Source organism: Variovorax sp. PAMC 28711 (genome assembly GCF_001577265.1).
Lineage (GTDB): Bacteria > Pseudomonadota > Gammaproteobacteria > Burkholderiales > Burkholderiaceae_C > Variovorax.
Window position 1 is genome coordinate 3840519 of record NZ_CP014517.1, and the last position, 23906, is coordinate 3864424.

Consider the following 23906-nt stretch of genomic DNA (forward strand, 5'->3'; position numbering starts at 1 on the left):
GTCGGCACCCACAATTACGCGTAATTACAGGAAATTACGGGGCCGCCGATGCGTCTGATTGCCAACTCCCTGCACGACGAAGTCGCCGCCACGCTGCGCGAGCAGATCTTCGACGGCACGCTGGCGCCTGGCAGCTTCGTCGACGAGGTGACGCTGTGCGAACGGCTCTCGATTTCGCGCACGCCGCTGCGCGAAGCGCTCAAGGTGCTCACTGCCGAAGGTCTGTTGCGGCATGAACCGCGGCGCGGCTGCTTCGTGCGCGAGGTGACCGAGCGCGACCTCGACGAGATCTTCCCGGTCATCGCATTGCTCGAAGGTCGCTGCGCCTTCGAGGCCGCCCGCAACGCGAGCGATGCCGAACTGCAGCAGCTCGACGCCCTGCACGAAAAGCTGGTGCGCCACGCCGGCGCCAAGCGCATCAACGCGTATTACGCGACCAATTTTCTGATCCACGAGGCGATCATCCAACTGGCCGACAACCGCTGGCTCGCGCAGGTGATCGGCGATTTGCGCAAGATCCTGAAGCTTGCGCGCCTGCAGCAGTTGCACGCGCCGGGCCGGTTGGCGCAAAGTCTGTCGGAGCATCTGGCGGTGTTCGCTGCACTCAAGGCGCGCGACAGCGAAGGCGCCGACGCCGCCATGCGCACCCACCTCACCCGCCAACGCGAAGCCTTGCGCGAGGTCGCGCGCCAGCAGCAGAAATCGAGGGTCGCCTCATGAGCGGGCGAACGACGCACGAGCGCCTCCTGGTCACGCTGCGCAAGGCCGACGAGGCCCTGCCGCCGCGCACGCTGCGCAAGGTGCTTGCGGCCCTCCAGGCGGTGATCGATCCGCGGGTGAGCGAGGTCGAGGGGGGCCGCCGCGCGCACGCGGTGGCACTGGCCTACGCCGCGGCCGCACCCGAAGAGCGTCGCGATTACTGGTCGCTTATGAGCGACCATTTCGCAGCCGACGCGGCCAAGCTGAAGGCGGCGCGCGACCACCACGAAGCCGCGGTCGGTACGCCCGACGAAGGGCAGGCCGAGATGAAGTTGCGCAACGCGCTGGTCTCGCCGCGCATGCGCCTTTTGCAACGTTTTGCGGTCGAGCCCGAAGGCATGCGCTTTCTGGTCGACCTGCGTGCCGAGTTGCTGCCGTGCCTGAAGGCCGACAAGCGGCTGCTCGCGCTCGATGCCGAACTCGAACATCTCTTTTCTACCTGGTTCGACGTCGCGTTCCTGGAGCTCAGGCGCATCGACTGGGATTCGCCCGCGTCGCTGATCGAGAAGCTGATCCGCTACGAGGCGGTGCACGACATCAAGGGCTGGGCCGACGTCAAGAACCGTCTCGACCACGGCGACCGGCGTTGCTACGGCTTCTTTCACCCAAGGCTGCCGAACGAGCCGCTCATCTTCGTGGAAGTCGCGTTGGTCGACCGCATCAGCGACGGCATCATGCCGCTGCTCGACGAGGCCGCGCTGCCCATGCCGGCCGCCAAGGCGACGACTGCGATTTTTTATTCGATCAGCAACACGCAGGCCGGCTTGCGAGGCGTGAGCTTCGGCGATTCGCTGATCAAGCGCGTGGTCGAACAGTTGCAGACGGAGCTGCCGCGACTGAAGACTTTCGCCACGCTGTCGCCGATTCCGGGCTTCCGCAGCTGGCTCGCCAAGAATGCCGGGCCGATGCTCGCCAGGCTCGACGACAAGCGCGCCACCGAGATCGGCCGGCTGGTCGGGTCGCTGCCGCCGACGGCGGAGCGCGTCCTGTCCGCGCTCGACGATGCGACGCTGCGCAGCGCCAGGTCGCCGCTGCGCCAGTGGCTGCTGCAGGGCGCGGCCGAATACCTCGGCCGCGCCCTGGTCGACGGCAAGCCCGCCGACCCGGTCGCGCGCTTTCATCTCGGCAACGGCGCGCGCATCGAGCGCCTCAATTGGGCGGGCGATCCGTCGCCCAAGGGGTTGAAGCAGTCGTACGGCCTCATGGTTAACTATCTTTACGACCTGAAGCGGCTCGACAAACATCGTGGCTGGTTGGCGACGGGCAGGGTGGCGGTGTCGGGCGACATCGACAGTCTGTTCTTCAAGAACTGACAACAAGAAGACAGAGACAAACAACACAACGACAGGAGACAAGACCGATGACAGACCGTTTCGACTTTCAGGTGCCGCGCCGCGGCGTGCTGCGCATGGCCGCAGCGAGCGCAGCCGTGCTCGGCGGCGCGGCGCGTGCGCAGGCCGGCTGGCCGACCAAGCCCGTGACGCTGATCGTGCCGTTCCCGGCCGGCGGCGGCACCGATGCGTTCGCGCGGCCGCTCGCGGCGCAGTTCACGCGCGTGAGCGGCCAGACGCTCGTGATCGACAACCGCGGCGGCGCCGGCGGCACGCTCGGCGCGAGCATCGCGGCCAAGGCGCCGGCCGATGGCTACACGCTCTTCATGGGCGCTGTGCACCACGCGATCGCGCCATCGATCTACCCCAAGCTCGACTACGACATCGAGAAGGATTTCGTGCCGCTCATGCTGCTGGCCAACGCGCCGCAGGTGGTGGTCGTCAACCCGAAGCGGGTGACGCAAGGCACACTGCAGGAATTCGTTGCCTACGCGAAGAAGAACCCCGCGAAGATGAACTACGGCTCGGCCGGCGCGGGCACGTCGCACCATCTGGCGGGCGAGCTGTTCAAGCAGCAAACGGGCACCTTCATCACCCACATTCCTTACCGCGGCGCGGGCCCCATGCTGCAAGACCTGATCGCCGGCAACGTCGATGTCTGCTTCGACGGGCTCGGCTCGTCGGCGCAGCACATCAAGGGCGGCCGCATCAAGGCGCTGATGGTCTCGGGCAACAAGCGCAACCCCGCGTTCCCCGATGTGCCCTGCGCCAGCGAGGTTGGTTTGCCAGACTACACGGTGACAACCTGGTACGGCCTGTGGGCGCCCAAGGGCACGCCGGCCGACGTGCAGACGCGCATCGTCGACGACGTGAAAAAGGCCTGGGCCGCAGACGAGCTGAAAACGATCTGGGCGGCGAACGGGTCGGAAATTCCCAACCTTGTCGGGCCGCAATACGCAAGCTTCGTCAATGCCGAAATCAAGCGTTGGGCCACCGTGGTCAAGGCGTCGGGGGCCAAGCTCGAATGACGCTGTCCGTGCGGCTGCAGCGCGAAGGCCCGATCGCCTTCGTCACCCTTTCGAACCCGTCGCGCCTGAACGCGATGACGCGGGCCATGTGGCGCGAATTGCGGGATGTGTTCATCGGCGCCGCAGAAGACGACTCCCTGCGCTGCATCGTCGTGCGCGGCGAGGGCGGTGCGTTCTGCGCGGGCGGCGACATCTCGGAATACCCGTCGTTTCGATTCGACATCGACAGCCTGCGCGCCTTCCATGAAGACGAGGTCTGGGCCGGGTTGCAGGCGATGCTTGATTGCCCCGTACCCCTGGTCGCGCAGATCGACGGCGCCTGCATGGGCGCCGGCCTGGAGATCGCAAGTTGCTGCGACGTGCGCCTGGCCGGTGCATCGTCGACGTTCGGTGCGCCGATTGCGAAGCTGGGCTTTCCGATGGCCCCGCGTGAAGCCGCGCTGGTGCACGGCGCGGTCGGCGATGTGCTAACGCGCGACATGCTGCTGGCTGCCGGCGTGCACGATGCCGCACGGCTCTACGACGCCGGCTTCCTGCTCAAGGTGCTGCCGGACGCCGACGTGGCCGCCGCTGCAGCGGCCCATGCCGCTCGCGTCGCTGCGCTGGCCCCGCAAGCCGCGCGGCTCAACAAGGGCACCTTTGCCGCGCTCCATTCCATCGCGGCCATGCTGCCGACCGCCTACGACTACGCCGATTCGGCGGAACACCATGAAGGCATCGCGGCGTTCCTGGCCAAGCGCCCGGCCGAATTCTGATTTCTCTGCACACCATGACGAAGACCGCCCCCAACGCCAACCTGTTCACCGCACTGCGCGCCGCGTTTCCGGCCGATCTCGACAGCATCGCGGTCGAGACCGACAACGGCCTGCACTATTCGTGGCGCGACCTCGACCACGCCAGCGCGCGCATCGCGAACCTGCTGCATGCGCTCGACCTCGAACCCGGCGCCCGCATTGCGGTGCAGGTCGAGAAGTCGGTCGAGGCGATGCTGCTGTACCTCGCGACCCTGCGCGCCGGCTTCGTGTTCCTGCCGCTCAACACCGCCTACCAGAGCGCCGAGATCGACTACTTCATCGGCAATGCGGAGCCGGCCGTGGTCGTCTGCACCCGCAAGAACGCGAGCTGGGTCGGCCCGATCGCCAATGCCGCGGGCACGCGGCACGTGTTCACGCTCGACGACGACCGCACCGGCACGTTGCTGGAGGTGGCCGCGCTGTGCAGTGACCACCACACCGTCGCGCACAAGGCCGAAGACGACCTCGCCGCCATCCTTTACACCAGCGGCACCACCGGTCGCAGCAAGGGCGCGATGCTCACGCACCGCAACCTGCTGTCGAACGCCGAAGTGCTGAAGGATTATTGGGGCTGGTCCGAAGGTGATGTGCTCATTCACGCGCTGCCGATCTTCCATGTGCACGGCCTGTTCGTGGCGATCCACGGGGCGCTGCTCAACGGCAGCAAGATGCTCTGGTTCGGCAAGTTCGACGCGAAGCGCATCGTCGAGCGACTGCCCGATGCGACCGTGTTCATGGGCGTGCCGACGCTCTACGTCCGCCTGCTGGCCGAGCCCGCCCTCACGAAGCAGGCAGTGCGCAACATGCGCCTTTTCATCGCGGGCTCGGCGCCGCTGCTCATCGAAACCTTCAACGAGTGGAAGCAGCGCACGGGCCACACGATCCTCGAGCGCTACGGCATGAGCGAGACCGCGATGCTCACCTCCAACCCCTACCACCCGGTGCAGGGTGAGCGGCGCGGCGGCACGGTCGGTTTCGCGTTGCCCGGCGTGCAACTGCGCGTGCGCGCGAGTGAAGATGGGCAGGAGGCGCGCGATTGTGGGACCGACGAGATCGGTGGCATCGAGGTCGACGGGCCCAACGTCTTCGCCGGCTACTGGCGCATGCCCGAGAAGACGAAGGAAGAGTTCACCGCGGACGGCTTCTTCAAGACGGGCGACGTCGGCAGGATCGACGGCCTCGGCTACATCACCATCGTCGGCCGCAGCAAGGACCTGATCATCAGCGGCGGCTACAACGTCTATCCTGCCGAGATCGAGGGCTACCTCAACGACATGCCCGGCGTCGCCGAAAGTGCAGTGGTCGGCGTGCCGCACCCAGACTTCGGCGAGGTCGGGGTGGCGATCGTGATCGCGCGCCCCGGTGCCACGGTGGATGCCGATGCGATGCTCGCCGAGCTCAAGTCGAAGCTCGCCAACTTCAAGATTCCGAAGCGCTGCTTCGTGGTGGCCGAGTTGCCGCGTAACGCCATGGGCAAGGTGCAGAAGGCGTTGCTGAGGGAGCAGCACCAGGCGCTGTTCGCGGCCAGGCCATAAGACGTCGCTGCCAGTCTTTGCGCGAAGCGGCTTTCTTTTTACGCGGCCTTTATGCGGTCGTGCTTACGCTGGCGGCCGTCTTCCAACAACTCCACAGCGCAATGAAAAGTCTCGTTCTCAAGGCCGGGTTCACCGGTGTCTTCGCAACGGCCTCGTGCCTCACGTTCGCGCAAGCGACGCCTTCCGACGCCAGCGCCGCAGCGGCCACGCCGGCCGTCACAGCGCCGTTGACCGCCAATATCTCGTTCACCACCCACTACAAGTTCCGTGGTCAGGACCAGGACACGCTCGGCCACGACGGCAACTACAAGAAACGTGGCATCAAGCCCGCCGTGCAGGGCGGTTTCGACTACGCTTTCGGCGACAGCGGTTTCTATGTCGGCAACTGGAACTCGAGCGTCAACTGGCTTTCGGGCAACAGCGTCGAAATGGATTTCTACGGCGGCTACAAAATGAAAGCCGGACTGTTCGACCTCGACTTCGGTGCGCTGACTTATGTGTACCCGGGCAATCGCCTCGGCAATACCACCGAGCTCTACGCCGCGACGACCTACGCCAACGAGCAGCTCGGCGCTGTCACGCTCAAGTACTCGCACACCGTCTCCAGGGACTACTTCGGCTTCGCCGGTAGCGCGAACGGCTCCGGCATCCAGGGGCGCAACACCGGCTACCTGAACCTGTCGTACGCGAAGGAAGTGGCGCCTCACCTCACGCTGAAGGCCGCAGTCGGCTACACCCACCTGAACAGCGACATCCGCCGCAGCACCGGCTACAAGAGCTACGTCGACTACAACGTCGGCGCCTCCTACGATTTCGGCGGCGGGCTCTCGCTGGCCGGAGCGGTCCAGGGCGGCAACAAGAAGGAAGCGTACCTGGCCACCGTGAACCCTGGCTACGACGTCGGATTCGGCCCGGTCGGCATCCAGACGCAGTCGATCAACAAGCCGCGCTTGATCGCGACGCTGACCAAGAGCTTCTGAACGACTACTGCACCAGCAGCACGCTGATGTCCGCCTCGCCGATCACCTTGGTCGCGACCGAGCCCATCAGCGCGCGGCCGAAGATGCCGTGGCCGTGCGTTCCGAGCACGATGAGCTCGGCGCCGGTCGCGCGGCAGGTGCGCAGGATCTCCTCTGCTGCATGGCCGTGGCGCACTTCGAGCGAATAGTCGGTGATGTTCTTTTCCGCAAAGAACGCTCTCAACGGGTCGATGACCTTGGCGCTTTCTTCCGTGTAGTAGCTGTCGACGACATCTTTGGAGACGTGCTTGGCGACGTGGTTCGGAATGCCCATGCAAACGTGCACGACCACCAGATGGTTGCCTTCCACGAACATGTGGCGGTGCGTGACGAGGTAATCGAGCGCCTTGCGGGTGAAAGCGCTGCCGTCGACGGCGACAAGTATCTTCATGGCTCTGCTCCTCTGTGAAAGCGGTTGGGTGCCATACCGTTATACGGGCGGCCATCGCAACCGGCTCACGGGGTTCACCCGCATCCCGTTCAGCGCAGCACGAGCACAGGCACGGTCGAGTGCGTCAGGACGTGTTGCGTCTCGCTGCCGAGCAAGAGCCGCTTGATGCCCTTGCGTCCGTGCGATGCCATCACGATCAGGTCGGCGCCGTGCTTTCGCGTCGCGGCGATGATGGATTCGGCCACGCGGTCCGAACTCGCCGTCGCCGTCTTGACCTTGACGCCTTCGGCCATCGCCTTCTTGCGGATTGCTTCGAGCGTGGTCTGCGCGGCCTCGGCCCACTGTCGTTCGACCCGGGCCACGTCCTCGGGCGCGAACACCGCCGCGCCGTCGAGGTAGCTGGTCGGGTAGCGTGGCACGACCGTGAGCGCGATCAGTTCCGCGCCGCTCATCGCAGCGAGCGAGATGGCGCCCTTGACGGCTTTGCGGGACAGCGCAGAGCCATCGGTGGCGACGAGGATGCGTTGGAACATGAAAATCTCCGGCAAATGGGTGAAGAGCGGAGCGCTCCGCGTAGCGCTCCCATCAGCGTGTTCAAAAATCGGCGCCGGCGCCGGCGCCGAATCGATCAGCCGCGCAGGCCCTTCCAGAGCATGTAGGCAGCCAGTACGTACAGGATGCTGGCGAACACGCGCTTGAGCTTGCCCACGGGCAGGCTGTGCGCAGCCCGGGCACCGAGCGGTGCGGTGAAGACGCTGCACACGGCGACCACCGCCAATGCCGGCAGCCAGATGTAGCCGAACGCGCCTTCGGGCAAGCCCTGCACCGACTGGCCGCTCGCGATGTAGCCGACCACGTTGGCCACCGCGATCGGAAAGCCGAGCGCCGCGCTCGTCGCGACCGCGTTGTGGATCGCCACGTTGCACCAGGTCATGAACGGCACGCTGATGAAGCCGCCGCCGGCGCCGACGAGGCCAGAAATGAAACCGATCACGCCGCCGGCGGCGAGCTGCCCGCCCGCGCCGGGCATCTGCCGCGTGGGCTTGGGCTTCTTGTCGAGGAACATCTGCGTGGCCGAGAAGCCGACGAACAGCGCGAAGAAGATCGCGAGCGCCGTCCCCTTGAGCAGCGCGAACACACCGAGGCTTCCGATGAGACTGCCGATCACGATGCCGGGTGCGAGCCGCTTCACGATGTCCCATCGCACCGCGCCGCGCTTGTGGTGCGCGCGCACGCTGGAGATCGAGGTAAAGATGATCGTCGCCATCGAGGTCGCAATCGCCATCTTGACGGCCAGGTCGGCCGGCACGCCGCGGTTGGCCAGGATGATGGTGAGGAACGGCACCATGAGCATGCCGCCGCCGATGCCCAGCAGGCCCGCGAGGAAACCGGTGCCGAGGCCGAGCACGGCGAGTTCGACGATGAGGAGGGGTTCGAGCGTCATGGCGTTGCGGGTCCGGAGGCAAAAAAGAAACGGCCCTGCAAAGGATTGCAGGGCCGTGGCTTCATCGAAAAAGGTGTCTGCAGTGTGAGCGCCGGACCCGCATCCTGAACCAGGGTTCAGGTGGGCGAGGGCAGCGAGACTTCGGGTTCATCTGACGCGAGATGATCACACCCGTCAAGCGATGTACCAAGCCCGGCTCCGGAGAGCATTGGAACAAGGAAATATTAAGCCCGACGCGCACTGCAGACAGAAGGGATTTTACGCCCGCAACGTTTGCGACGTGTAGGCGCTCAGAGCAAATGACCATCGCCCGCCAGGGCATGGTCCAGTCTTTGCACGAGCTGCGACAAGCGCGGATCGTCGATGTCCGTGTCGTTGCGCGCGGGCATCGCCACCTCGGTCGCCGGCGCGGCGGGCGCGTCCTGCAACTGGATCAGGTCGAACGCCAGGTTCAGCGATGCCAGCACCGCGATGCGATCCCGGGCCTTCACCTTGCCGGCGTCGCGAATCTTGCACATGGCGGCATCGACGCGTTCGACGGCAGAACGCAACTGCGCCTCGCCGTCTTCGGGGCAGCCGAGCAGGTAGCTCTGGCCCATGATCTGTACTTCGATTTGCTTCATGCGGCGTGGGAATCTTCGGCAGGTGGGGGTTCGGGCGGCAGCCGGTCGAGCAGGGCATCGAGCCTTGTGCGCGCTGCGCCCAGACGCGACTTGAGCGCATCGCGCTCGCGCGTGAGTGCATCGACCTGTTCCTGCAACAGCGCATTGGTGCGTTGCACCTCCTCGTGGCGGACCAGAAGACGCTCGACACGCTCGGCGATCTGATTGATGGGGCTGGCGGCGGACATGGTCGGGGATTGTAGGTTCCTCCGGTTTGCATTCCCTTTCAATTTAGAATCCTGCCCGTTGGTGCTTCGCGGCGTGGTTCACGCGCCGCAGTTCAACGGGAAGCAGGAGTCGAGCCCTTCGGTGTCACGAAGTGCGGAGCCACCTGCGCTGCCCCCGCAACGGTCAAGCAGACGGTGCCGGAGTTCACGCTTCGCGCACCACTCACCCCCATCAGCCACTGGGCGCCCTGAAACAGGTGCCTGGGAAGGCGGGGGTCGAGCGTTCTGTCAGCCCGGATACCGGCCAACAAGGCGGCGACGCCGCGCGTGATTTTTTGCGCGTGGAGTCGCCATGACACCCAAGCACCGGCGGGGAAGCCGGTGACGGGCATTGTTCTTCCGGTCTCCTCTGATGAAAACCAGCGTTTCTTTATTCGCAGCCGCTGCATTGCTGCAGCTGCCTGTTGCCGCGTTCGCGCAAATGCCACCCCGCCTCGGCGAAACCGTCGTCACGGCCAACCGCACACCCCAGCCGTTGTCGCAGCTCGTGGCCGATGTCTCGGTGCTCGACCGTGACCAGATCGAGCGCGCGGGCGCCGTCGGCGTCGTCGACCTGCTCGCGCGCCTGCCCGGCATGGAAATCTCGCGCAACGGCGGCGTGGGCAACAACGCCAGTCTGTTCATCCGCGGCGCCGAGACGCGCTTCACCGCGGTCTACATCGACGGCGTGCGCGTCGACTCGCAGTCGACCGGCGGCGCGAACTGGGAGAGCATTCCGCTCTCGCAGATCGACCGCATCGAAGTGTTGCGCGGCCCGGCCGCTGCGGTGTATGGCTCCGACGCCATCGGCGGCGTGATCCAGCTCTTCACGCGCCGCGGCGAAGGCGGTGTGTCGCCGAAGGTCGGCATCGGCTTCGGCAGCCATGGGCTGCGCCGCGCTGAAGTCGGCGTGAGCGGCACGGCCGGCGAAGGCAACGTGTTCGACTACTCGATCGGCGCCACGCACGAAGAAAGCAAGGGCTACAACATCCAGCCTTGGGACAAGCGCAACGTGACCCGCACCGCCCAGTATTCGGCCGACGGCTTCACCAGCCCCGACCGCGACGGCTATCGCACCGACGCCGCCAATGTGAAGCTCGGCTACCAGATCACGCCGAACCAGCGCGTCGAGGCCACCGTGCTCTACAACGAGCAGCAGGCCCAGTACGACACGTCGAAGTTCGTCGCACGGCCTCCAACCAGTTATCCGAACGACATCGGCTACCAGCGCCTGCGCACCGCGGGCCTCGCCTGGAACGCGAAGTGGAACGCGATCTACAGCACGCGCGTGCAGGTGACCGATTCGGTCAGCAACTACGAGACGCAGCCGAGCTACTACCGCACCGAAACGCACCTGCGCGGCTACCTGTTCCAGAACGAGTTCCGCTTCGGTGCGAACCTGTTCACCGCGACGCTCGAGCGCCGGGAAGACGACCTCACCAACCCGCCGGTCAGCCTGTCGAGCAAGTTGCTCAAGCGTGACCGCTCGCAGGATGCGCTCGGCCTGGGCTACAGCTTCGTGCAGGGTCCGCACTCGCTGCAGCTGCACGCGCGCCGCGACGACGACAGCGAGTTCGGCGGCAAGACCACCGGCAGCGCAGCCTACGGCTTCGCCGTCACGCCGCAATGGCGTCTAACGGCCTCCGTCGGCAGTGCTTTCCGCGCGCCCACGCTGTACCAGCGCTTCAGCGAATACGGTGTCGACAGCCTCTCGCCCGAGACCAGCCGCAACGCCGAGGTCGGGCTGCGCTATGCCGATGGCGGCACCGTGGCCGGCATCGTGGCGTATCGCAACCGGGTGAACAACCTGATCACCTACGACAGCACCGCGCGTGGCTGCGCTTCGCTCTTCGGCTGCTACCGCAACGTGGCGCGCGCCGAGTACGAAGGCATCACGCTCAGCGCCAGCCAGAACTTCGGCGACGTGACCTTGCGCGGCTCGATGGACTTCCAGGACCCGCGCGACCTCGACACGGGCAACCTGCTGGCGCGCCGTGCGAAAAAGCACGCAAGCTTCGGTGCCGACTGGCGCGTGGCCGGCTGGACGCTGGGCGCCGAGGTGCAGACCTCCGGCTTCCGCTACGACGACGCGGCCAACAAGCGCCGCCTCGGCGGCTACACGCTGCTGAACCTGACGGCCAGCACGCAGATCACGCCGCAGTGGAGCCTGCTCGCGCGCATCGACAACGTCGGCGACAAGGACTACACGCTGGCCCGCGGCTATGCCACCGGCGGCCGCACCGGCTACATCGGCGTCAAGTGGACGCCGCTTTAAACGCCATCACCACCGCCGCCGTGCTCGTGGCGGCGCCGGCCTCCGGGCAGGGCAAGACCACGGTGGCCGCCGCGCTCGCGCGGCTGCACACGCGGCAGGGCCGCACCGTGCGCGCCTTCAAGTGCGGGCCCGATTTCCTGGACCCGCATTGGCTCGCCCTCGCGACGGGCGCGCCGGTGCACTCGCTCGACCTCTGGATGACGGGCGAGGCCGATTGCCGGCAGCGACTGCATGCGGCGGCGGCCGAAGCCGATCTCGTCATCGTCGAAGGCGTGATGGGCCTGTTCGACGGCGACCCCAGTGCCGCCGACCTGGCCGAACGCCTCGGGCTGCCGGTGCTGGCCGTCATCGACGCGCAGGCGATGGCCGGCACCTTCGGCGCGCTGGCATTCGGCCTGCAGAACTTCCGGCCCGGTTTGCCTTGGGCCGGCGTGCTGGCCAACCGCGTGGCGGGCGAACGGCATGCGGGCATGCTGCAGGCCGCATTGCGCGAGCCCGAACAATGGCTCGGCGCGCTGCCGCGCGGCGCCAACTTCGCATTGCCCGAGCGCCACCTCGGTCTCGTCGCGGACGGCGATCTGGCCGACGCGATGCGGCGCCTCGACGCGGCAGCCGATGCCCTCGCAGCCACACCGCTCGGGCAGCGTTCGCTCGACGCGCTGCCGCAAGTGCGCTTCGAGGCGCCACCGCCGCCTGTTGCGGCCATCGCGCCGCTGCTGGCCGGCCGCACTATCGCGATCGCGCGCGACGCCGCGTTCTCGTTCATCTACCCGGCCAACCTCGAAACGCTCCATGCGCTCGGCGCCCGGCTGGTCTTCTTCTCGCCGTTGGCGGCCGATCCCCTGCCGGCCTGCGACGCGGTGTGGTTGCCCGGCGGCTATCCCGAACTGCACGCGCGTGCGCTGGCCGATGCATCCGACATGCGGTCGGCGCTCGGCGCGCACGTCGCGGCGGGCAAGCCGATCTGGGCCGAGTGCGGCGGGATGATGGCGCTGTTCGACGCGCTGGTCACGTCCGACGGCGAAGTGCACCCGATGTGGAACCTGCTGCCGGGACGCGTCACGATGCACAAGCGTCTCGCAGGGCTCGGTCCGCAGCAGCTCCACGTCGGCGGGCACGCGTTGCGCGGCCACACCTTTCACTATTCGACCTGCGACACCCCGCTGATGCCGGCCGCGCACACCGCACGTCCGGGCGCCGAGGCCATGGCGGGGGCACGCGCCGGCGAGGCGTTCTTCGCGCAGGGACCGGTGCGGGCCAGCTACTTCCACGCATGGTTCGCGTCGAGCCCGGAGGCGACCGCGCATCTGTTCGACACCGGCCCGATCGGGGTGCCGCATGGCTGAGCGCGAATTCATCCTCGGCGGGCAGAAGAGCGGCAAGTCGCACCGCGCTGAACAATGCGCCGCCGATTGGCTGGCGGCCTTGCCGACGCACCGTGCCGTGCTGATCGCCACCGCGCAACCGTGGGACGACGAGATGCGCGAACGCATCGCGCGCCACCAGGCCGATCGCGCACTGCGCGTGCCCGGGGTCGCGACCCTCGAGGAGCCGCTCGCGCTGGCCGAAGCCATCGCCGCGCACAGCGCACCCGATACGCTCGTGGTGGTCGATTGCCTCACGCTCTGGCTCACCAACCTGCTGATGCCGGCGGACGATCTCGCGCCGGAAGAGGCTTTGGCGATCGTCCCGTCGTCACGACAGACGGCGCTGCTGGCCGCGATCGGCGCAGCGCGTGGCCCCGTCGTGCTGGTGGGCAACGAGATCGGCCTCGGCGTGATCCCGATGGGCCGCGACGTGCGCGCCTTCGTCGACGCGCTCGGGCGCCTCAACCAGGACGTGGCCGCCGCCTGTGATCGCGTCACGCTGATGGCGGCAGGCCTGCCGCTCACCCTGAAAGAACCCTCATGAAAAAATGGCTTGCCCTGTGGGCGACGGCGGTGTGCTGCGTCGCGGCGCACGCGGTCGATGTGACCGATGAGCGCGGCGTGACCGTCAACCTGCCGCAACCCCCGCAACGCATCGTCACGTTGTTGCCGTCGCTCACCGAATCGGTGTGTGCGCTTGGCGGGTGCGAGCGGCTGGTCGGGTCGGACCGCTATTCGAACTGGCCGGAGTCGGTCAAGGCGCTGCCCAAGGTCGGCGGCGGGCTCGACCCGAACGTCGAGGCCATCGTCGCGCTCAAGCCCGACGTGGTGCTGCTCGCGAAGTCGTCGCGCGTGACGCAGCGGCTGGAGCAGCTCGGCCTCAAGGTGCTGGTGCTCGAGCCCAAGAACCACGCCGACGTGCGGCGCGTGCTCGACAAACTCGGCCAGGTGCTCGCGGTCGACGATGCGCAGCGCGTGTGGCGCGTGATCGACGCCAGCGTGTCGGCGGCGGCGCAATCGCTGCCCGCGAGCGTGCGGGGCACCCGCGTGTACTACGAGGTCAACAACGGGCCGTACGCGGCGGGCGAGTCGTCGTTCATGGGCGAGACGCTCACGCGACTGGGCGTGCGGAACATCATCCCGGCCGAGCTCGGCCCGTTCCCGAAGATCAATCCCGAATACGTGGTGCGCGCCAACCCCGACCTCATCATGGTCGGCGAGCGCAGTGCGCAGGGCATGGAACAGCGGCCCGGCTGGGCCGGCATCCGGGCGATCCGCGACGGGCGCGTCTGCCGCTTCGCGGCCGCCGAGTCCGACGTGCTGGTGCGGCCCGGCCCGCGCATGGGCGAGGCCGCGCGCATCATGGCCGCCTGCCTGCAGGACAAGGCGAAGTGAACACGCAGCGCCGTCGTGCGCTGGTGTTCGGCGCTGTGCTGCTGGTGCTGGCCGCTGCAGCGCTCGCGCTCGGCGCCGGCATCGGCAGCACGGGATTCGAGAGCCTCTGGGTCGCGCGCCACGACCCGGTCGCGATGCAGATCGTGTGGGACATCCGCCTGCCGCGCACGCTCGGCGCCTGGCTCGCGGGCGCGCTGCTCGGGCTCGCGGGTGCGGTGGCGCAAGGGCTCTTTCGCAATCCGCTGGCCGACCCTTACCTGCTCGGCAGTGCCTCGGGCGCATCGCTGGGCGTGGCCTCGGCCATGGTGCTCTTCGGCGCTTCGCCGACCAGCACGCAGTGGGTCACGCGCATCGGCGTGACCGGCGCCGCGTTCCTGGGCGCCGTGGCGGCGGTGCTGCTCACCTTGCTGCTGGCGCGCGGCGTCCAGCAGACCTTGCGGCTGCTGCTCGCGGGTGTGATCGTCGGCGTGGTCTTCGGTGCCATCAAGGATCTCTTCACCATCGCCTCGGCCGACATCCTTGTCGCCATGACCGCGTTCATGTTGGGCAACACCGGCCTCGTCGGCTGGAGCGCGTGTGTGGTGATGGGCGCTTCCGGCGCGCTCTGCCTGTTGCTCGCCTGGGCGCTCGCGCCGGTGCTCGACGGCCTCGCGCTCGGCGAAGCGACTGCGCGCAGCCTCGGCCTGCCGCTCGGCGCGATGCGTGCGGCGCTGGTCGCGGTGCTCGCGCTCGCGACCGGCACGGCGGTCGCGCAGACCGGGCTCATCGCCTTCGTCGGCCTGGCCGCGCCGCACCTCGTGCGCTCGGTCGTCAAGACCACGCACGCCGGGCTGATCGTGCTCGCCACCTTGATGGGCGGCCTGCTGCTGATGACGGCCGACCTCGGCGCGCGCTGGCTCATCGCCCCGCAGGAGTTGCCGGTCGGTGTGCTGACCGCGGTGCTCGGCGGCAGCTACCTGCTCTGGCTCATGCACCGGCGCAGCGCGAGGGCGGCGCCATGAAGGCAGCGCTCGAAGCGCGCGACGTGTCCGCATCGCTCGGCACCGCGCACGTGCTGCACACCATCGACCTGCGCATCGCGGCCGGCCGCTGGACCAGCATCGTCGGGCCCAACGGCGCGGGCAAGTCGACGCTGCTCAAGGTGCTGGCCGGCCTGCTCGCGCACAGCGGCGAGGTGCGGTTGTTCGGCAGCCCACTCGGCAAGATGCCCGGTCGCGCGCGTGCCCAAAGACTTTCATGGCTCGGTCAAGGCGGCGCGGGCGAGGGCAGTGCCGACGACCTGATGGTCTACGACGTGACGATGCTCGGCCGCCTGCCGCACCAGCGCTGGCTGGCGGCACCGAGCGCGGCCGACCGCGCTGCCGTGGAGCGCGCGCTGCGCAGCACGCAGGCGTGGGACTGGCGCGACCGGCCGCTGGGCCAGCTCTCCGGCGGCGAGCGGCAACGCGTGCTGCTCGCGCGTGCGCTCGCCGTCGATGCCGATCTGCTGCTCATGGACGAGCCGCTCGCCAACCTCGACCCACCGCACCAGGCCGACTGGATGGCCACCACGCGCGCGCTCGTCGCCGCCGGCAAGACGGTCGTCAGCGTGCTGCACGAACTCTCGATGGCGCTCGCCGCCGACCAGCTCGTGGTGATGGCCGGCGGCCGCGTGCTGCACGACGGCGCCTGCGACGACCCGACCACCCACAGCGCGCTCGAAAACGTCTTCGACCGGCGCGTTCACATCCACCGCGTGGCCGATCAGTGGATCGCGCTGCCCCGATAAGGAATCCCCATGCAGATCGAAACCCCACCCAGTGCCAAGCCCTACGACAAGCCCGAGGGCGAACGCCGCGGCATCGTCATCGTCAACACGGGCGACGGCAAGGGCAAGAGCACCGCAGCCTTCGGCCTCGCGCTGCGCGCCCACGGCCGCGGCAAGGCCGTGAAGATCTTCCAGTTCATGAAGGTGCCGAGCGCGCGCTTCGGCGAACACCGCATGTTCGAGCAGATCGGCATCCCGATCGAAGGGCTCGGCGACGGCTTCAGCTGGAAGAGCCAGGACCTGGAACATTCGGCGCAACTGGCGCGCGATGGCTGGGAGAAGGCCAAGGCGGCGATCCTTTCGGGCGACCACTTTCTCGTGGTGCTCGACGAGATCACGTATCCGCTGATCTACGGCTGGCTGCCGCTCGACGGCGTGCTCGAGACGCTGCGCGCGCGGCCGAAGGAAGTGCACGTGGTGCTGACGGGCCGGCGCTGCCCGCCCGAGCTCATCGAGCTGGCCGACACCGTGACCGAGATGACCATGGTCAAGCACGCCTTCAAGGCCGGCATTCCCGCCCAGCGCGGCATCGAGGATTGACCCGATGTTCGCTTTCGACACCATCCTCTTCGAGCTGGCGCGCCTGTTCCTCTGGCCCGTCACGCTGGGCGTGCTGCTCTCGTTCGTCTACGCCGTGTACTGCCTCGGCGCTTTCGGCATCGAGTACTTGCAGCGGCGCCGTGCGCCATCGCGTGCGCTGGTGCTCGGCGCGAGCGCGATCGGTGGACAAGACCAGATGGAGCTCGCGGTGCTCAAGGAGCTCGAGGGCGTGCGGCTGTGCAGCCGCGTCGCGCCGATGCTCGGCCTCATCGCGACCATGATCCCGATGGGCCCGGCGCTGGTGGCCGTGGCCTCGGGTGAATCGCAGGGCGTGGCGCAAAGCCTGGCGCCAGCGTTCGCGAGCGTGATCGTGGCGCTGGCCGCCGCGTCGATCACCTTCGTCGTCTACACCGTGCGCCGCCGCTGGCTCATGCGCGAACTGGTGATGGTGCTCGACGCACAGCAGGTCGCGGCATGAGCAAACGCCAGTTTTCCATCTTGAACAGCCTGGACACCGATGACGACGATCCGGTGCTCTCGACCATCAACCTGATCGACGTGTTCATGGTGGTCATCGGCATGCTGATGATCGCGGTGATCAACAACCCGATGAATCCGTTCGCGCAGGACAAGCTGACCATCATCCGCAACGAAGGCCAGCCCGACATGGAGATCCTGCAGAAGGACGGCCAGAAGATCACGCGCTTCAAGGCGAGCGGCGCCTCGGGCGAGGGCGATGGCGAGAAGGCCGGCACGGCCTACCGCATGAAGGACGGCACCCTGGTCTACGTGCCGGCCACCGGCAAACCGTGAAGGTGTTGCGCGCCACCTGGGCCGCCCTGTGCCTGCTGACGCTGGGCTTTGCGGCAGAGGCGGCCGAGCCGCCACGCGTGGTGCTGCTGAGCACCTACCTCGTGTCGCCGGCGCGCCTGGCGAAGCTGCAGTCGGCAGCGCAACAGGCCGGCGTCCCGCTCACCACCGTGTCCGCCGAGCGCGATGCACCCGATGTGCTGGCGCGCGCCATCGAGGGTGCGAGCCTGCTGGTCATCGACACGCCGCACCCGAGCGTGGCGCAGAACACGGCAGTGCGCTTCGGCGAAGCGATCGGCAAGAGCGCGACGCCCTACGTGCTGGTTGGCGAGTTCTCTGCCGTGTCGCGCGGCCAGTCGTCGGCGGCCGTGCCGCTGGCCGCGGAGCGTGGCGTGGACGCCGCCTGGGCGCAGCGCCTGCGTGCCTACTGGCGCTTCGCCGGCGCCGCCAACATGGCCGCATCGATGACGGCGTTGCGCCGCATCGGCGTGCTCGACGGATTGCCCGCGCCGGTGCAGGTGCCGCTGGCCGGCTTCTATCACCCGGGCTGGCCGCGCATCGAGTCGGACATCGCGGCGCTCGACCGCTTGCCGTCGCGCGGACCGGGCAAGACGGTGGCCATCGCGGTCAACAACGCGGTCTTCAGCAGCGACGACACCGGCTGGCTCGACCAGCTCATCGGCACGCTGGAACAGCGCGGCCTGGGCGCCTATGCGTTCTACGGCCCGCGTCAGCAAAAAGACCTGTTCTTCGGGATGACGCATGCGAACACGGGCGCCGCGCCGCGTCGCGTGGCCGACCTCGTCATCAACGCGGCGCTGGTGTTCAACCCGACCGAGCGCAAGGCCGAGCTGGAGCGCATCGGCGTGCCGGTGCTGCAGACGATGCCCGCGCTGGCGATGGACGCGGCGCAGTGGGCCGCCAGCAAGGACGGCTTTGCGCAGTCCGACGTGGCGTCCTACTACACGCCGAGCGAGCTGGCCGGCATGGTCGACGCGATGCTGATCACCGCACGCGATCCGGTGAGCGGCGCGTTGCAGCCGATCCCGTCGCAAATCGCGGCCGTGGCGGCCAAGGCCGCGTCGCTGTTGCGCCTGCGCCAGATCGCGCCCGCCGAGCGCCGCGTCGCGATGCTGGTCTACAACTATCCGGCCGGCGAGGGCAACTTCGGCGCCTCGTTCCTCAATGTGCCCAAGAGCCTGCACAACATGCTGGCCGCGATGCAGACGGCGGGCTACCGCACCGAGGCCCCTGCAGCCGATGCGATCACGCCGCAGGTTCAGGCCACCATGTCGGCCTTCTACAAACCCGAAATGCTGGCGCCGTTGCAGACGCGCGGCCTGGCCGATGCGTTGCCGCTGCGCAGCTATATGGCCTGGTTCCGTGCGTTGCCGCCCGAGACGCAGCGGCGCATCGAAAGCCACTGGGGCGCGCCCGAGAAGTCGGCGATGCTGCGCACGGTCGCCGGCGAGCCGGCCTTCGTGATCCCGCGCGTCGCGTTCGGCAACGTCGTGGTGCTGCCGCAGCCGCCGCGGCAGGAGCCGGGCAACGATCCATCGCAGAAAGCCAAGACCATCTACCACCGCTCGGCCACGCCGCTGAGCCACAGCTACCTCGCGACCTATCTCTGGCTGCGCACGCAATTCGGCGCCAGCGCGGTGGTGCACGTCGGCACGCACGGCACGCTCGAATGGGCGCCCGGCAAGGAGCGCGGCCTCGCGACGCAGGACGATCCGCTGCTCGCGCTGGGCGACCTGCCCAACGTGTACCCGTACATCATGGACAACCTCGGCGAGGCCGTGACCGCCAAGCGGCGCGGCCGCGCGGTGTTGGTGAGCCACTCGACGCCGATGTTCTCGCCGGCCGGTTTCCGCCCGCAGGTGCAGGAGATGCACGAGCTCATGCACGACTGGGAGAACGTCTCGCCCGGGCCGGTAAAGGTCGAGCTCGAAGCGCGGCTCACCGCGCAGTTCGTCGAGCACCAATACCACCGCGACCTCAAGTGGACGCGCGAGCAGATCCTCGCCGACTTCAGTGGTTTCATGGAGCTGCTGCACCCGTTCCTCGACGAGCTCGCGATGACCGCGCAGCCGCTCGGCCTGGCTGCGTTCGGCGAAGTGCCCGATGCCGAGCGCCGCCGCACGACCATCCTGCAGATCCTCCGCAAGCCGCTGATCGAGGCGCTCGGCGAAGACATCGACGAGGTGTTCCTGCTCGACGCGAAGAACCTTGCGGCCTCGCGGCCCGCGCGCTGGCTGGCCGCGGCGCTGACCGATGCGCGCGCCGCCAGCACGCTCGACCTGCGCGCCGTCGACGCCGCGCAGCCGCACATGGCCAGCGCCATCCCGAACCGCGCCGAGGCAAAGAAGCTCGACAGCGCCGCGCTGCTCGCGCTGGCCGAGCGCGCGCAGAAACTCGATGCGGTGCTCGCGCGCAACGAGGAAATCGAAGGCTTCCTCAGTGCGCTGGATGCGCGGCATCTCGCGTCGAGCTACGGCGGCGACCCGGTGCGCAACCCCGACAGCCTGCCGACCGGGCGCAACCTCTACGGTTTCGATCCGAGCCGCGTGCCGACGCGCGAGGCCTGGGACACGGCCGTGGCCGCACTCGACGCCTGGGTGGCCGAGCACCGCAAGACGCATGGCGGCAAGCCGCCCGAGAAGATCGCCTTCACGCTGTGGGCCGGCGAGACGATGCGGCACCAGGGCGTGATGGAAAGCCAGGCCTTCTACGCGATGGGCGTGAAGCCGCGCTGGGACGAAGCCGGCCGCGTGGTCGGTGTCGACACGCTGCCGATGGATGCGCTCAAGCGCCCGCGCATGGACGTGCTGGTGAGCGTCACCGGTTCCTATCGCGACCAGTTCCCGACCGTGATGCGCTGGCTCGACACGGCCGTGCGGCAGGTCGCGCTGCTGCGGGAGCAAGACAACTTCGTGGCCCGCAACAGCGACGCGCTGGCTGCCCGCATGGTCGCCGAAGGCGCAACGCCGGCACAGGCGCAGCGCTGGTCGACGGCGCGCGTGTTCTCCAATGCACAGGGCAGCTACGGCAGCGGCCTGGCCGACGCGGCGCTCGCCAGCGACACCTGGAAAATGCAGGACAAGGCGGGCGGGGATGCGCAGATGGCGGCGCTCTACCTCGACCGCATGGGCCACGCGCAGGGCGACGATGTCGACGGCATGGGTCGCCACAAGGCCTATGCGGCCAACCTCGCGCAGGTCGACGCGGCGCTGCTCTCGCGCACCTCGAACACCTACGGCATGCTCACCAGCGACGATCCGTTCCAGTACCTCGGGGGCATCGCGCTCGCGGTGCGCGAGCTCACCGGCAAGAGCCCGGCGTTGTATGTGCAGAACCTGCGCGACGGCAGCGAGGTGCGCACCGACAGCGCCGACACCGCGATCGCCAAGGAAATGCAGACGCGTTACCTGCATCCGCAGTGGATCAACGCCCAGAAGGCCGAGGGCTACAGCGGCACGCTGCAAGTGCTCAAGACCGCGCAGTTTCTGTGGGGCTGGCAGGTGACGGCCCCGCAGGCGGTGCGGCAAGACCACTGGCAATCGCTGCACGAGGTCTACGTGCGCGACAAGTACCAGCTCGGCACGCGCGAATGGCTCGAAGGCGACAACCGCGCCGCCTTCGCGCAGACGCTGGAACGCATGCTCGACGCGGTGCGCCTCAAGTACTGGGAGCCCGATGCAGCGACCCGGCGCGAACTGGTGCAGGCCTACAACGCGGCGATCCAGGCGACCGGCCAGCGCGACGGCAATGCGGCGGTGCAACGCTTCGCCGCGCGCCAGGCCGGCGAGGCCACCGACGCTGCAGCGGCGGACGGCAGCGCGCCGCGCCGCAACGCATGGCCCGTGGCACCGCGTCCGGTCGAAGTCGCGGCCGCACAGCCGCCGATGAGCGCAGCGGCCGAGGCCCCTGCGCCGGACCCCGATGCCCCGACGCCGGTGCGGGGCCTGCAACTGACGCCGCAGCCGGAGTCGCCACGCGTGCCGGCGCCGACGCAGTCGCTGATCGCGAGCCTCGCCGCGTTGCTTGGGCTGGCGCTGGTGCTGCTGGCCGGCGCATGGCGCCAGTCGCGCCGGCCGGCTGTGCGCACCATCGCGGGCGCATGAGCATGGCGGGCGCATTCGTCCCGGTGCTCGCGCTGTGGCTCGCGCTCGCCGTCGACTGGCGACTCGGCGAACCGCCCGCACGCTGGCATCCGGTGGTCTGGATGGGGCATTACCTCGGCTGGATCGGCCGTCGCATCGCACCGCTGGCCGCTGCGGGCAGCCTGCAACAGCTGAAGCCTTTCGTCGCCGGCGCATTGGCCTGGTGTGCGGGTGCCGCGATGGTTCTGATCGCCGCACTGGCCGTCGGTGCGCTGGTCCGCTGGCTCCCGTGGTGGGCGGGTGGGGTGCTGCTCGGCGTCGCGCTCAAGCCCTTGCTCGCGTGGCGCATGTTGCGGGACGAAGTGCTGGCCGTCGAAGCCGCACTGGGCGTATCGCTCGACGCCGGGAGCGCGCAGCTGGCCCGGCTGGTGAGCCGCGACGTGAGCGACCTGACCGCTGCGGCGGTGCGGGAGAGCGCCATCGAATCGCTCGCCGAAAACCTCAACGATTCCGTCGTCGCGCCGGTGTTCTGGTTCGTGCTGCTCGGCCTGCCCGGCGCCGCGGTCTACCGTTTCGCGAACACGGCCGATGCGATGTGGGGCTACCGTGGCGAACGCGGCGGCCGCGACTGGAGCTGGGCCGGCAAATTCGCAGCGCGGGCGGACGATGTGCTGTCGTGGGTGCCGGCACGCATCACCGCGTTGCTGCTGGGCGTCGCGGCGCGGCACTGGCCGTCCGGGCTGTGGCGCGAAGCGGCGCGCACACCGTCACCGAACAGTGGTTGGCCGATGGCCGCGATGGCACTGCTGCTCGGCGTGCGCCTGGGCAAGCCGGGGGTCTACGTGCTCAACGCAGCGGGTCGCACGCCCGAGGCGGCCGAGCTGCACCGCGCGGCGCGATGGGGAGCAGTCTCGGTGGTGTGGATGGCGACTGCGGCCAGCGTGACGCTGTGGGCGGCTGCGCGGGCCTGACGGCTGGCACACTGCGGCCCACTCCGATGAAAGGACTCGCCATGTCGCACCCGGCCGTGTTGGCGGCGCTCGCAGCAATCCGCGGCTACCAGCGCTTCATCTCGCCGTACAAGGGCTTCTCGTGTGCTTACCGTTGCCACACGGGCTGCGCGAGCTGTTCGGCGCTCGGCTATCGCGCGATCCGGCGCCACGGCGTGTGGCGCGGCATCGGCATCCTTCGGCAGCGCTTCGCGCGTTGCGCCGCCGTGCATCGGCGCCACTCGGCACCGGCGCTGTCCGCGTCGCGTCTTCGAGAGGCCGGCTTTTGCGATGTCTCGTGCGACGGGCTCGACCTGGACTGCTGCGATGTGGCGACCTGCGATCTGCCGCGCGGCTGCGGCGACCCACGGGCCCACAGGAAAAAAGAACGCAGCACGCCCGAATACATGCACATTCCGCGCACGCCATGAGTGCGAACGCAGGGCAAGCGGTTCACGGCGGCGTGGATGCATCGGGTCCGGTGCCGCACGATTTCTCGACCAACAGCAATGCGTGCGGGCCCTGTCCGGCCGCGCTGGCGGCGGTTCGGGCGGCCGATGCAAGCCGCTATCCGGACCCGCAGTCGACCGCGCTGCGCACGCGGCTCGCCAGCTTTCACGGCGTCGCTGCATCGCGCATCGTGGTCGCGGCGAGCGGCAGCGAATTCATCGCCCGCGTCACCGCGGCGGTCGCGCAGTCGGGCGGCCGGACGGTCGCGGTGCCGACCCACAGCTATGGCGACTACGCGCACGCCGCATCGGCCTGGCAGCTCCACCTGATCCGCGACGACGGCGCCGCAGGGACTGCCGACCTTGTCTGGTGCTGCGACCCGTCGAGCCCGCTGGGGCAAACGCCGCCAGCGCTGGGCGCGCGCATCGATGCCTGGAGCGGGGAGGGCGCCCGCGTACTCGATATGGCCTACGCGCCGCTGCGACTGGAAGGTCGGCCAGCGCTCGACGCCGGCCAGCGCGATCGCCTCTGGCAGCTGTGGACGCCCAACAAGGCGCTCGGCCTGACGGGAGTGCGCGCCGCTTACGCGATCGCGCCTGCGAACGACGTGGCGGCGGCGCTGCAACAGCGGCTCGAGGCCCTCGCGCCGTCCTGGCCGCTCGGCGCACACGGTGCAGCGTTGCTGGAGGCGTGGGTGTCGGCGGAAGTGCAGGCATGGCTCGCGGAGAGCCTGGTCACCCTGCGCGTCTGGAAGGCTGCGCAACGCGCGTGCCTGGGGGCGATGCCGGGATGGCACCTGCTGGCGAGCGATGCCAACTTCTTCTGCGCACGGGTAGAGCAACCGCTCGACACTCTGTTGCCCGCATTGCGCGCCCGCGGCATCAAGCTGCGCGACTGTGCGTCCTTCGGCCTGCCAGGTCATGTGCGGATGGCGGTGATGCCGCCAGCGAGCCAGCAGGCGCTGGCAGATGTGATGCGGCGCGGCTGAAAAGCGCTGCGGC

At 68.6% G+C, this 23906-nt stretch carries 24 protein-coding genes and 1 riboswitch; of the genes, 19 read left to right on the forward strand and 5 right to left on the reverse strand.

Annotated elements, in window-relative coordinates:
* Positions 1-48 precede the first annotated feature (48 nt).
* From AX767_RS18500 to AX767_RS18525, 6 genes are all read left to right on the forward strand, one after another.
* Positions 49-720 carry a GntR family transcriptional regulator gene (locus tag AX767_RS18500; protein WP_068632660.1) on the forward strand — a complete coding sequence of 224 codons (672 nt, stop codon included), beginning with the start codon at positions 49-51 and terminating at the stop codon, positions 718-720.
* Positions 717-2072 carry a malonyl-CoA decarboxylase gene (locus AX767_RS18505; protein WP_082755074.1) on the forward strand — a complete coding sequence of 452 codons (1356 nt, stop codon included), beginning with the start codon at positions 717-719 and terminating at the stop codon, positions 2070-2072. The genes AX767_RS18500 and AX767_RS18505 overlap by 4 nt, the downstream gene beginning before the upstream one ends.
* A 47-nt stretch (positions 2073-2119) precedes the next feature.
* Positions 2120-3118: a Bug family tripartite tricarboxylate transporter substrate binding protein gene (locus tag AX767_RS18510; RefSeq protein WP_068632661.1), complete on the forward strand. Its 999-nt coding sequence runs from the start codon at positions 2120-2122 to the stop codon at positions 3116-3118.
* Positions 3115-3873 carry an enoyl-CoA hydratase/isomerase family protein gene (locus tag AX767_RS18515; protein WP_068632662.1) on the forward strand — a complete coding sequence of 253 codons (759 nt, stop codon included), beginning with the start codon at positions 3115-3117 and terminating at the stop codon, positions 3871-3873. The genes AX767_RS18510 and AX767_RS18515 overlap by 4 nt, the downstream gene beginning before the upstream one ends.
* Positions 3874-3887: 14 nt before the next feature.
* On the forward strand, positions 3888-5447 hold the full coding sequence (locus tag AX767_RS18520; protein ID WP_068632663.1) for a malonate--CoA ligase: 1560 nt from the start codon (positions 3888-3890) through the stop codon (positions 5445-5447).
* Between the two features lie 101 nt (positions 5448-5548).
* Entirely contained in the window at positions 5549-6427 is an 879-nt protein-coding gene (locus AX767_RS18525) for a TorF family putative porin (RefSeq protein ID WP_068632664.1), read from the forward strand.
* A 4-nt stretch (positions 6428-6431) separates the two neighbouring features.
* Here AX767_RS18525 and AX767_RS18530 read toward each other — a convergent pair whose 3' ends face one another.
* The 5 genes from AX767_RS18530 to AX767_RS18550 all read right to left on the reverse strand — a co-directional run bounded on the left by AX767_RS18530 (position 6432) and on the right by AX767_RS18550 (position 9151).
* Complete coding sequence (locus AX767_RS18530) at positions 6432-6857, reverse strand: universal stress protein (RefSeq protein ID WP_068632665.1); 426 nt, start codon at positions 6855-6857, stop codon at positions 6432-6434.
* Positions 6858-6946: 89 nt separating this feature from the next.
* Entirely contained in the window at positions 6947-7390 is a 444-nt protein-coding gene (locus AX767_RS18535) for a universal stress protein (protein WP_068632666.1), read from the reverse strand.
* Positions 7391-7485: 95 nt separating this feature from the next.
* Positions 7486-8301 (reverse strand): sulfite exporter TauE/SafE family protein, encoded by an 816-nt coding sequence (locus AX767_RS18540; RefSeq protein ID WP_068632667.1) that lies wholly within the window; start codon positions 8299-8301, stop codon positions 7486-7488.
* Positions 8302-8591: 290 nt separating this feature from the next.
* On the reverse strand, positions 8592-8924 hold the full coding sequence (locus AX767_RS18545) for a cell division protein ZapA (RefSeq protein WP_068632668.1): 333 nt from the start codon (positions 8922-8924) through the stop codon (positions 8592-8594).
* The gene (locus AX767_RS18550) at positions 8921-9151 is read right to left on the reverse strand and encodes a hypothetical protein (protein WP_068632669.1); all 231 of its coding nucleotides are present in this window, start codon (positions 9149-9151) and stop codon (positions 8921-8923) included. The genes AX767_RS18545 and AX767_RS18550 overlap by 4 nt, the downstream gene beginning before the upstream one ends.
* 42 nt (positions 9152-9193) lie before the next feature.
* Positions 9194-9453, forward strand: a riboswitch (cobalamin riboswitch).
* Positions 9454-9542: 89 nt separating this feature from the next.
* Here AX767_RS18550 and AX767_RS18555 point away from each other — a divergent pair.
* The 13 genes from AX767_RS18555 to AX767_RS18615 are packed head-to-tail and all read left to right on the forward strand — an operon-like array spanning position 9543 to position 23893.
* Positions 9543-11444, forward strand: a complete 1902-nt coding sequence (locus tag AX767_RS18555; RefSeq protein ID WP_082755075.1) for a TonB-dependent receptor domain-containing protein — start codon at positions 9543-9545, stop codon at positions 11442-11444.
* Positions 11429-12790: a cobyrinate a,c-diamide synthase gene (locus AX767_RS18560; protein WP_068632670.1), complete on the forward strand. Its 1362-nt coding sequence runs from the start codon at positions 11429-11431 to the stop codon at positions 12788-12790. Before AX767_RS18555 ends, AX767_RS18560 begins: the two co-directional genes overlap by 16 nt.
* The gene (locus AX767_RS18565) at positions 12783-13355 is read left to right on the forward strand and encodes a bifunctional adenosylcobinamide kinase/adenosylcobinamide-phosphate guanylyltransferase (protein ID WP_068632671.1); all 573 of its coding nucleotides are present in this window, start codon (positions 12783-12785) and stop codon (positions 13353-13355) included. The genes AX767_RS18560 and AX767_RS18565 overlap by 8 nt, the downstream gene beginning before the upstream one ends.
* The gene (locus AX767_RS18570) at positions 13352-14206 is read left to right on the forward strand and encodes an ABC transporter substrate-binding protein (RefSeq protein ID WP_068632672.1); all 855 of its coding nucleotides are present in this window, start codon (positions 13352-13354) and stop codon (positions 14204-14206) included. The genes AX767_RS18565 and AX767_RS18570 overlap by 4 nt, the downstream gene beginning before the upstream one ends.
* Positions 14203-15207, forward strand: coding sequence for a FecCD family ABC transporter permease (locus tag AX767_RS18575; protein WP_068632673.1), 1005 nt, complete (start codon positions 14203-14205; stop codon positions 15205-15207). Before AX767_RS18570 ends, AX767_RS18575 begins: the two co-directional genes overlap by 4 nt.
* On the forward strand, positions 15204-15974 hold the full coding sequence (locus tag AX767_RS18580) for an ABC transporter ATP-binding protein (RefSeq protein ID WP_068632674.1): 771 nt from the start codon (positions 15204-15206) through the stop codon (positions 15972-15974). The genes AX767_RS18575 and AX767_RS18580 overlap by 4 nt, the downstream gene beginning before the upstream one ends.
* Before the next feature lie 9 nt (positions 15975-15983).
* Positions 15984-16553 (forward strand): cob(I)yrinic acid a,c-diamide adenosyltransferase, encoded by a 570-nt coding sequence (gene cobO / locus AX767_RS18585; RefSeq protein WP_068632675.1) that lies wholly within the window; start codon positions 15984-15986, stop codon positions 16551-16553.
* A gap of 4 nt (positions 16554-16557) precedes the next feature.
* Positions 16558-17031, forward strand: a complete 474-nt coding sequence (locus tag AX767_RS18590; protein WP_068632676.1) for a MotA/TolQ/ExbB proton channel family protein — start codon at positions 16558-16560, stop codon at positions 17029-17031.
* Entirely contained in the window at positions 17028-17366 is a 339-nt protein-coding gene (locus AX767_RS18595; RefSeq protein ID WP_068632677.1) for a DUF2149 domain-containing protein, read from the forward strand. Before AX767_RS18590 ends, AX767_RS18595 begins: the two co-directional genes overlap by 4 nt.
* Positions 17363-21487, forward strand: a complete 4125-nt coding sequence (cobN, locus tag AX767_RS18600) for a cobaltochelatase subunit CobN (protein ID WP_237288492.1) — start codon at positions 17363-17365, stop codon at positions 21485-21487. The genes AX767_RS18595 and cobN overlap by 4 nt, the downstream gene beginning before the upstream one ends.
* Positions 21484-22437: an adenosylcobinamide-phosphate synthase CbiB gene (gene cbiB / locus AX767_RS18605; protein ID WP_068633876.1), complete on the forward strand. Its 954-nt coding sequence runs from the start codon at positions 21484-21486 to the stop codon at positions 22435-22437. The genes cobN and cbiB overlap by 4 nt, the downstream gene beginning before the upstream one ends.
* Before the next feature lie 41 nt (positions 22438-22478).
* Positions 22479-22886 (forward strand): membrane protein insertion efficiency factor YidD, encoded by a 408-nt coding sequence (gene yidD / locus AX767_RS18610; RefSeq protein WP_082755168.1) that lies wholly within the window; start codon positions 22479-22481, stop codon positions 22884-22886.
* Positions 22883-23893: an aminotransferase class I/II-fold pyridoxal phosphate-dependent enzyme gene (locus AX767_RS18615; RefSeq protein ID WP_068632679.1), complete on the forward strand. Its 1011-nt coding sequence runs from the start codon at positions 22883-22885 to the stop codon at positions 23891-23893. The genes yidD and AX767_RS18615 overlap by 4 nt, the downstream gene beginning before the upstream one ends.
* Positions 23894-23906 lie beyond the last annotated feature (13 nt).

Bases quoted from the DNA above. Each gene is read 5' to 3' on its own strand.
- AX767_RS18500 (WP_068632660.1), top strand. From the start codon at position 49: ATGCGTCTGATTGCCAACTCCCTGCACGACGAAGTCGCCGCCACGCTG.
- AX767_RS18505 (WP_082755074.1), top strand. From the start codon at position 717: ATGAGCGGGCGAACGACGCACGAGCGCCTCCTGGTCACGCTGCGCAAG.
- AX767_RS18510 (WP_068632661.1), top strand. From the start codon at position 2,120: ATGACAGACCGTTTCGACTTTCAGGTGCCGCGCCGCGGCGTGCTGCGC.
- AX767_RS18515 (WP_068632662.1), top strand. From the start codon at position 3,115: ATGACGCTGTCCGTGCGGCTGCAGCGCGAAGGCCCGATCGCCTTCGTC.
- AX767_RS18520 (WP_068632663.1), top strand. From the start codon at position 3,888: ATGACGAAGACCGCCCCCAACGCCAACCTGTTCACCGCACTGCGCGCC.
- AX767_RS18525 (WP_068632664.1), top strand. From the start codon at position 5,549: ATGAAAAGTCTCGTTCTCAAGGCCGGGTTCACCGGTGTCTTCGCAACG.
- AX767_RS18530 (WP_068632665.1), bottom strand. From the start codon at position 6,857: ATGAAGATACTTGTCGCCGTCGACGGCAGCGCTTTCACCCGCAAGGCG.
- AX767_RS18535 (WP_068632666.1), bottom strand. From the start codon at position 7,390: ATGTTCCAACGCATCCTCGTCGCCACCGATGGCTCTGCGCTGTCCCGC.
- AX767_RS18540 (WP_068632667.1), bottom strand. From the start codon at position 8,301: ATGACGCTCGAACCCCTCCTCATCGTCGAACTCGCCGTGCTCGGCCTC.
- AX767_RS18545 (WP_068632668.1), bottom strand. From the start codon at position 8,924: ATGAAGCAAATCGAAGTACAGATCATGGGCCAGAGCTACCTGCTCGGC.
- AX767_RS18550 (WP_068632669.1), bottom strand. From the start codon at position 9,151: ATGTCCGCCGCCAGCCCCATCAATCAGATCGCCGAGCGTGTCGAGCGT.
- AX767_RS18555 (WP_082755075.1), top strand. From the start codon at position 9,543: ATGAAAACCAGCGTTTCTTTATTCGCAGCCGCTGCATTGCTGCAGCTG.
- AX767_RS18565 (WP_068632671.1), top strand. From the start codon at position 12,783: ATGGCTGAGCGCGAATTCATCCTCGGCGGGCAGAAGAGCGGCAAGTCG.
- AX767_RS18570 (WP_068632672.1), top strand. From the start codon at position 13,352: ATGAAAAAATGGCTTGCCCTGTGGGCGACGGCGGTGTGCTGCGTCGCG.
- AX767_RS18580 (WP_068632674.1), top strand. From the start codon at position 15,204: ATGAAGGCAGCGCTCGAAGCGCGCGACGTGTCCGCATCGCTCGGCACC.
- cobO (WP_068632675.1), top strand. From the start codon at position 15,984: ATGCAGATCGAAACCCCACCCAGTGCCAAGCCCTACGACAAGCCCGAG.
- AX767_RS18590 (WP_068632676.1), top strand. From the start codon at position 16,558: ATGTTCGCTTTCGACACCATCCTCTTCGAGCTGGCGCGCCTGTTCCTC.
- AX767_RS18595 (WP_068632677.1), top strand. From the start codon at position 17,028: ATGAGCAAACGCCAGTTTTCCATCTTGAACAGCCTGGACACCGATGAC.
- cbiB (WP_068633876.1), top strand. From the start codon at position 21,484: ATGAGCATGGCGGGCGCATTCGTCCCGGTGCTCGCGCTGTGGCTCGCG.
- yidD (WP_082755168.1), top strand. From the start codon at position 22,479: ATGTCGCACCCGGCCGTGTTGGCGGCGCTCGCAGCAATCCGCGGCTAC.
- AX767_RS18615 (WP_068632679.1), top strand. From the start codon at position 22,883: ATGAGTGCGAACGCAGGGCAAGCGGTTCACGGCGGCGTGGATGCATCG.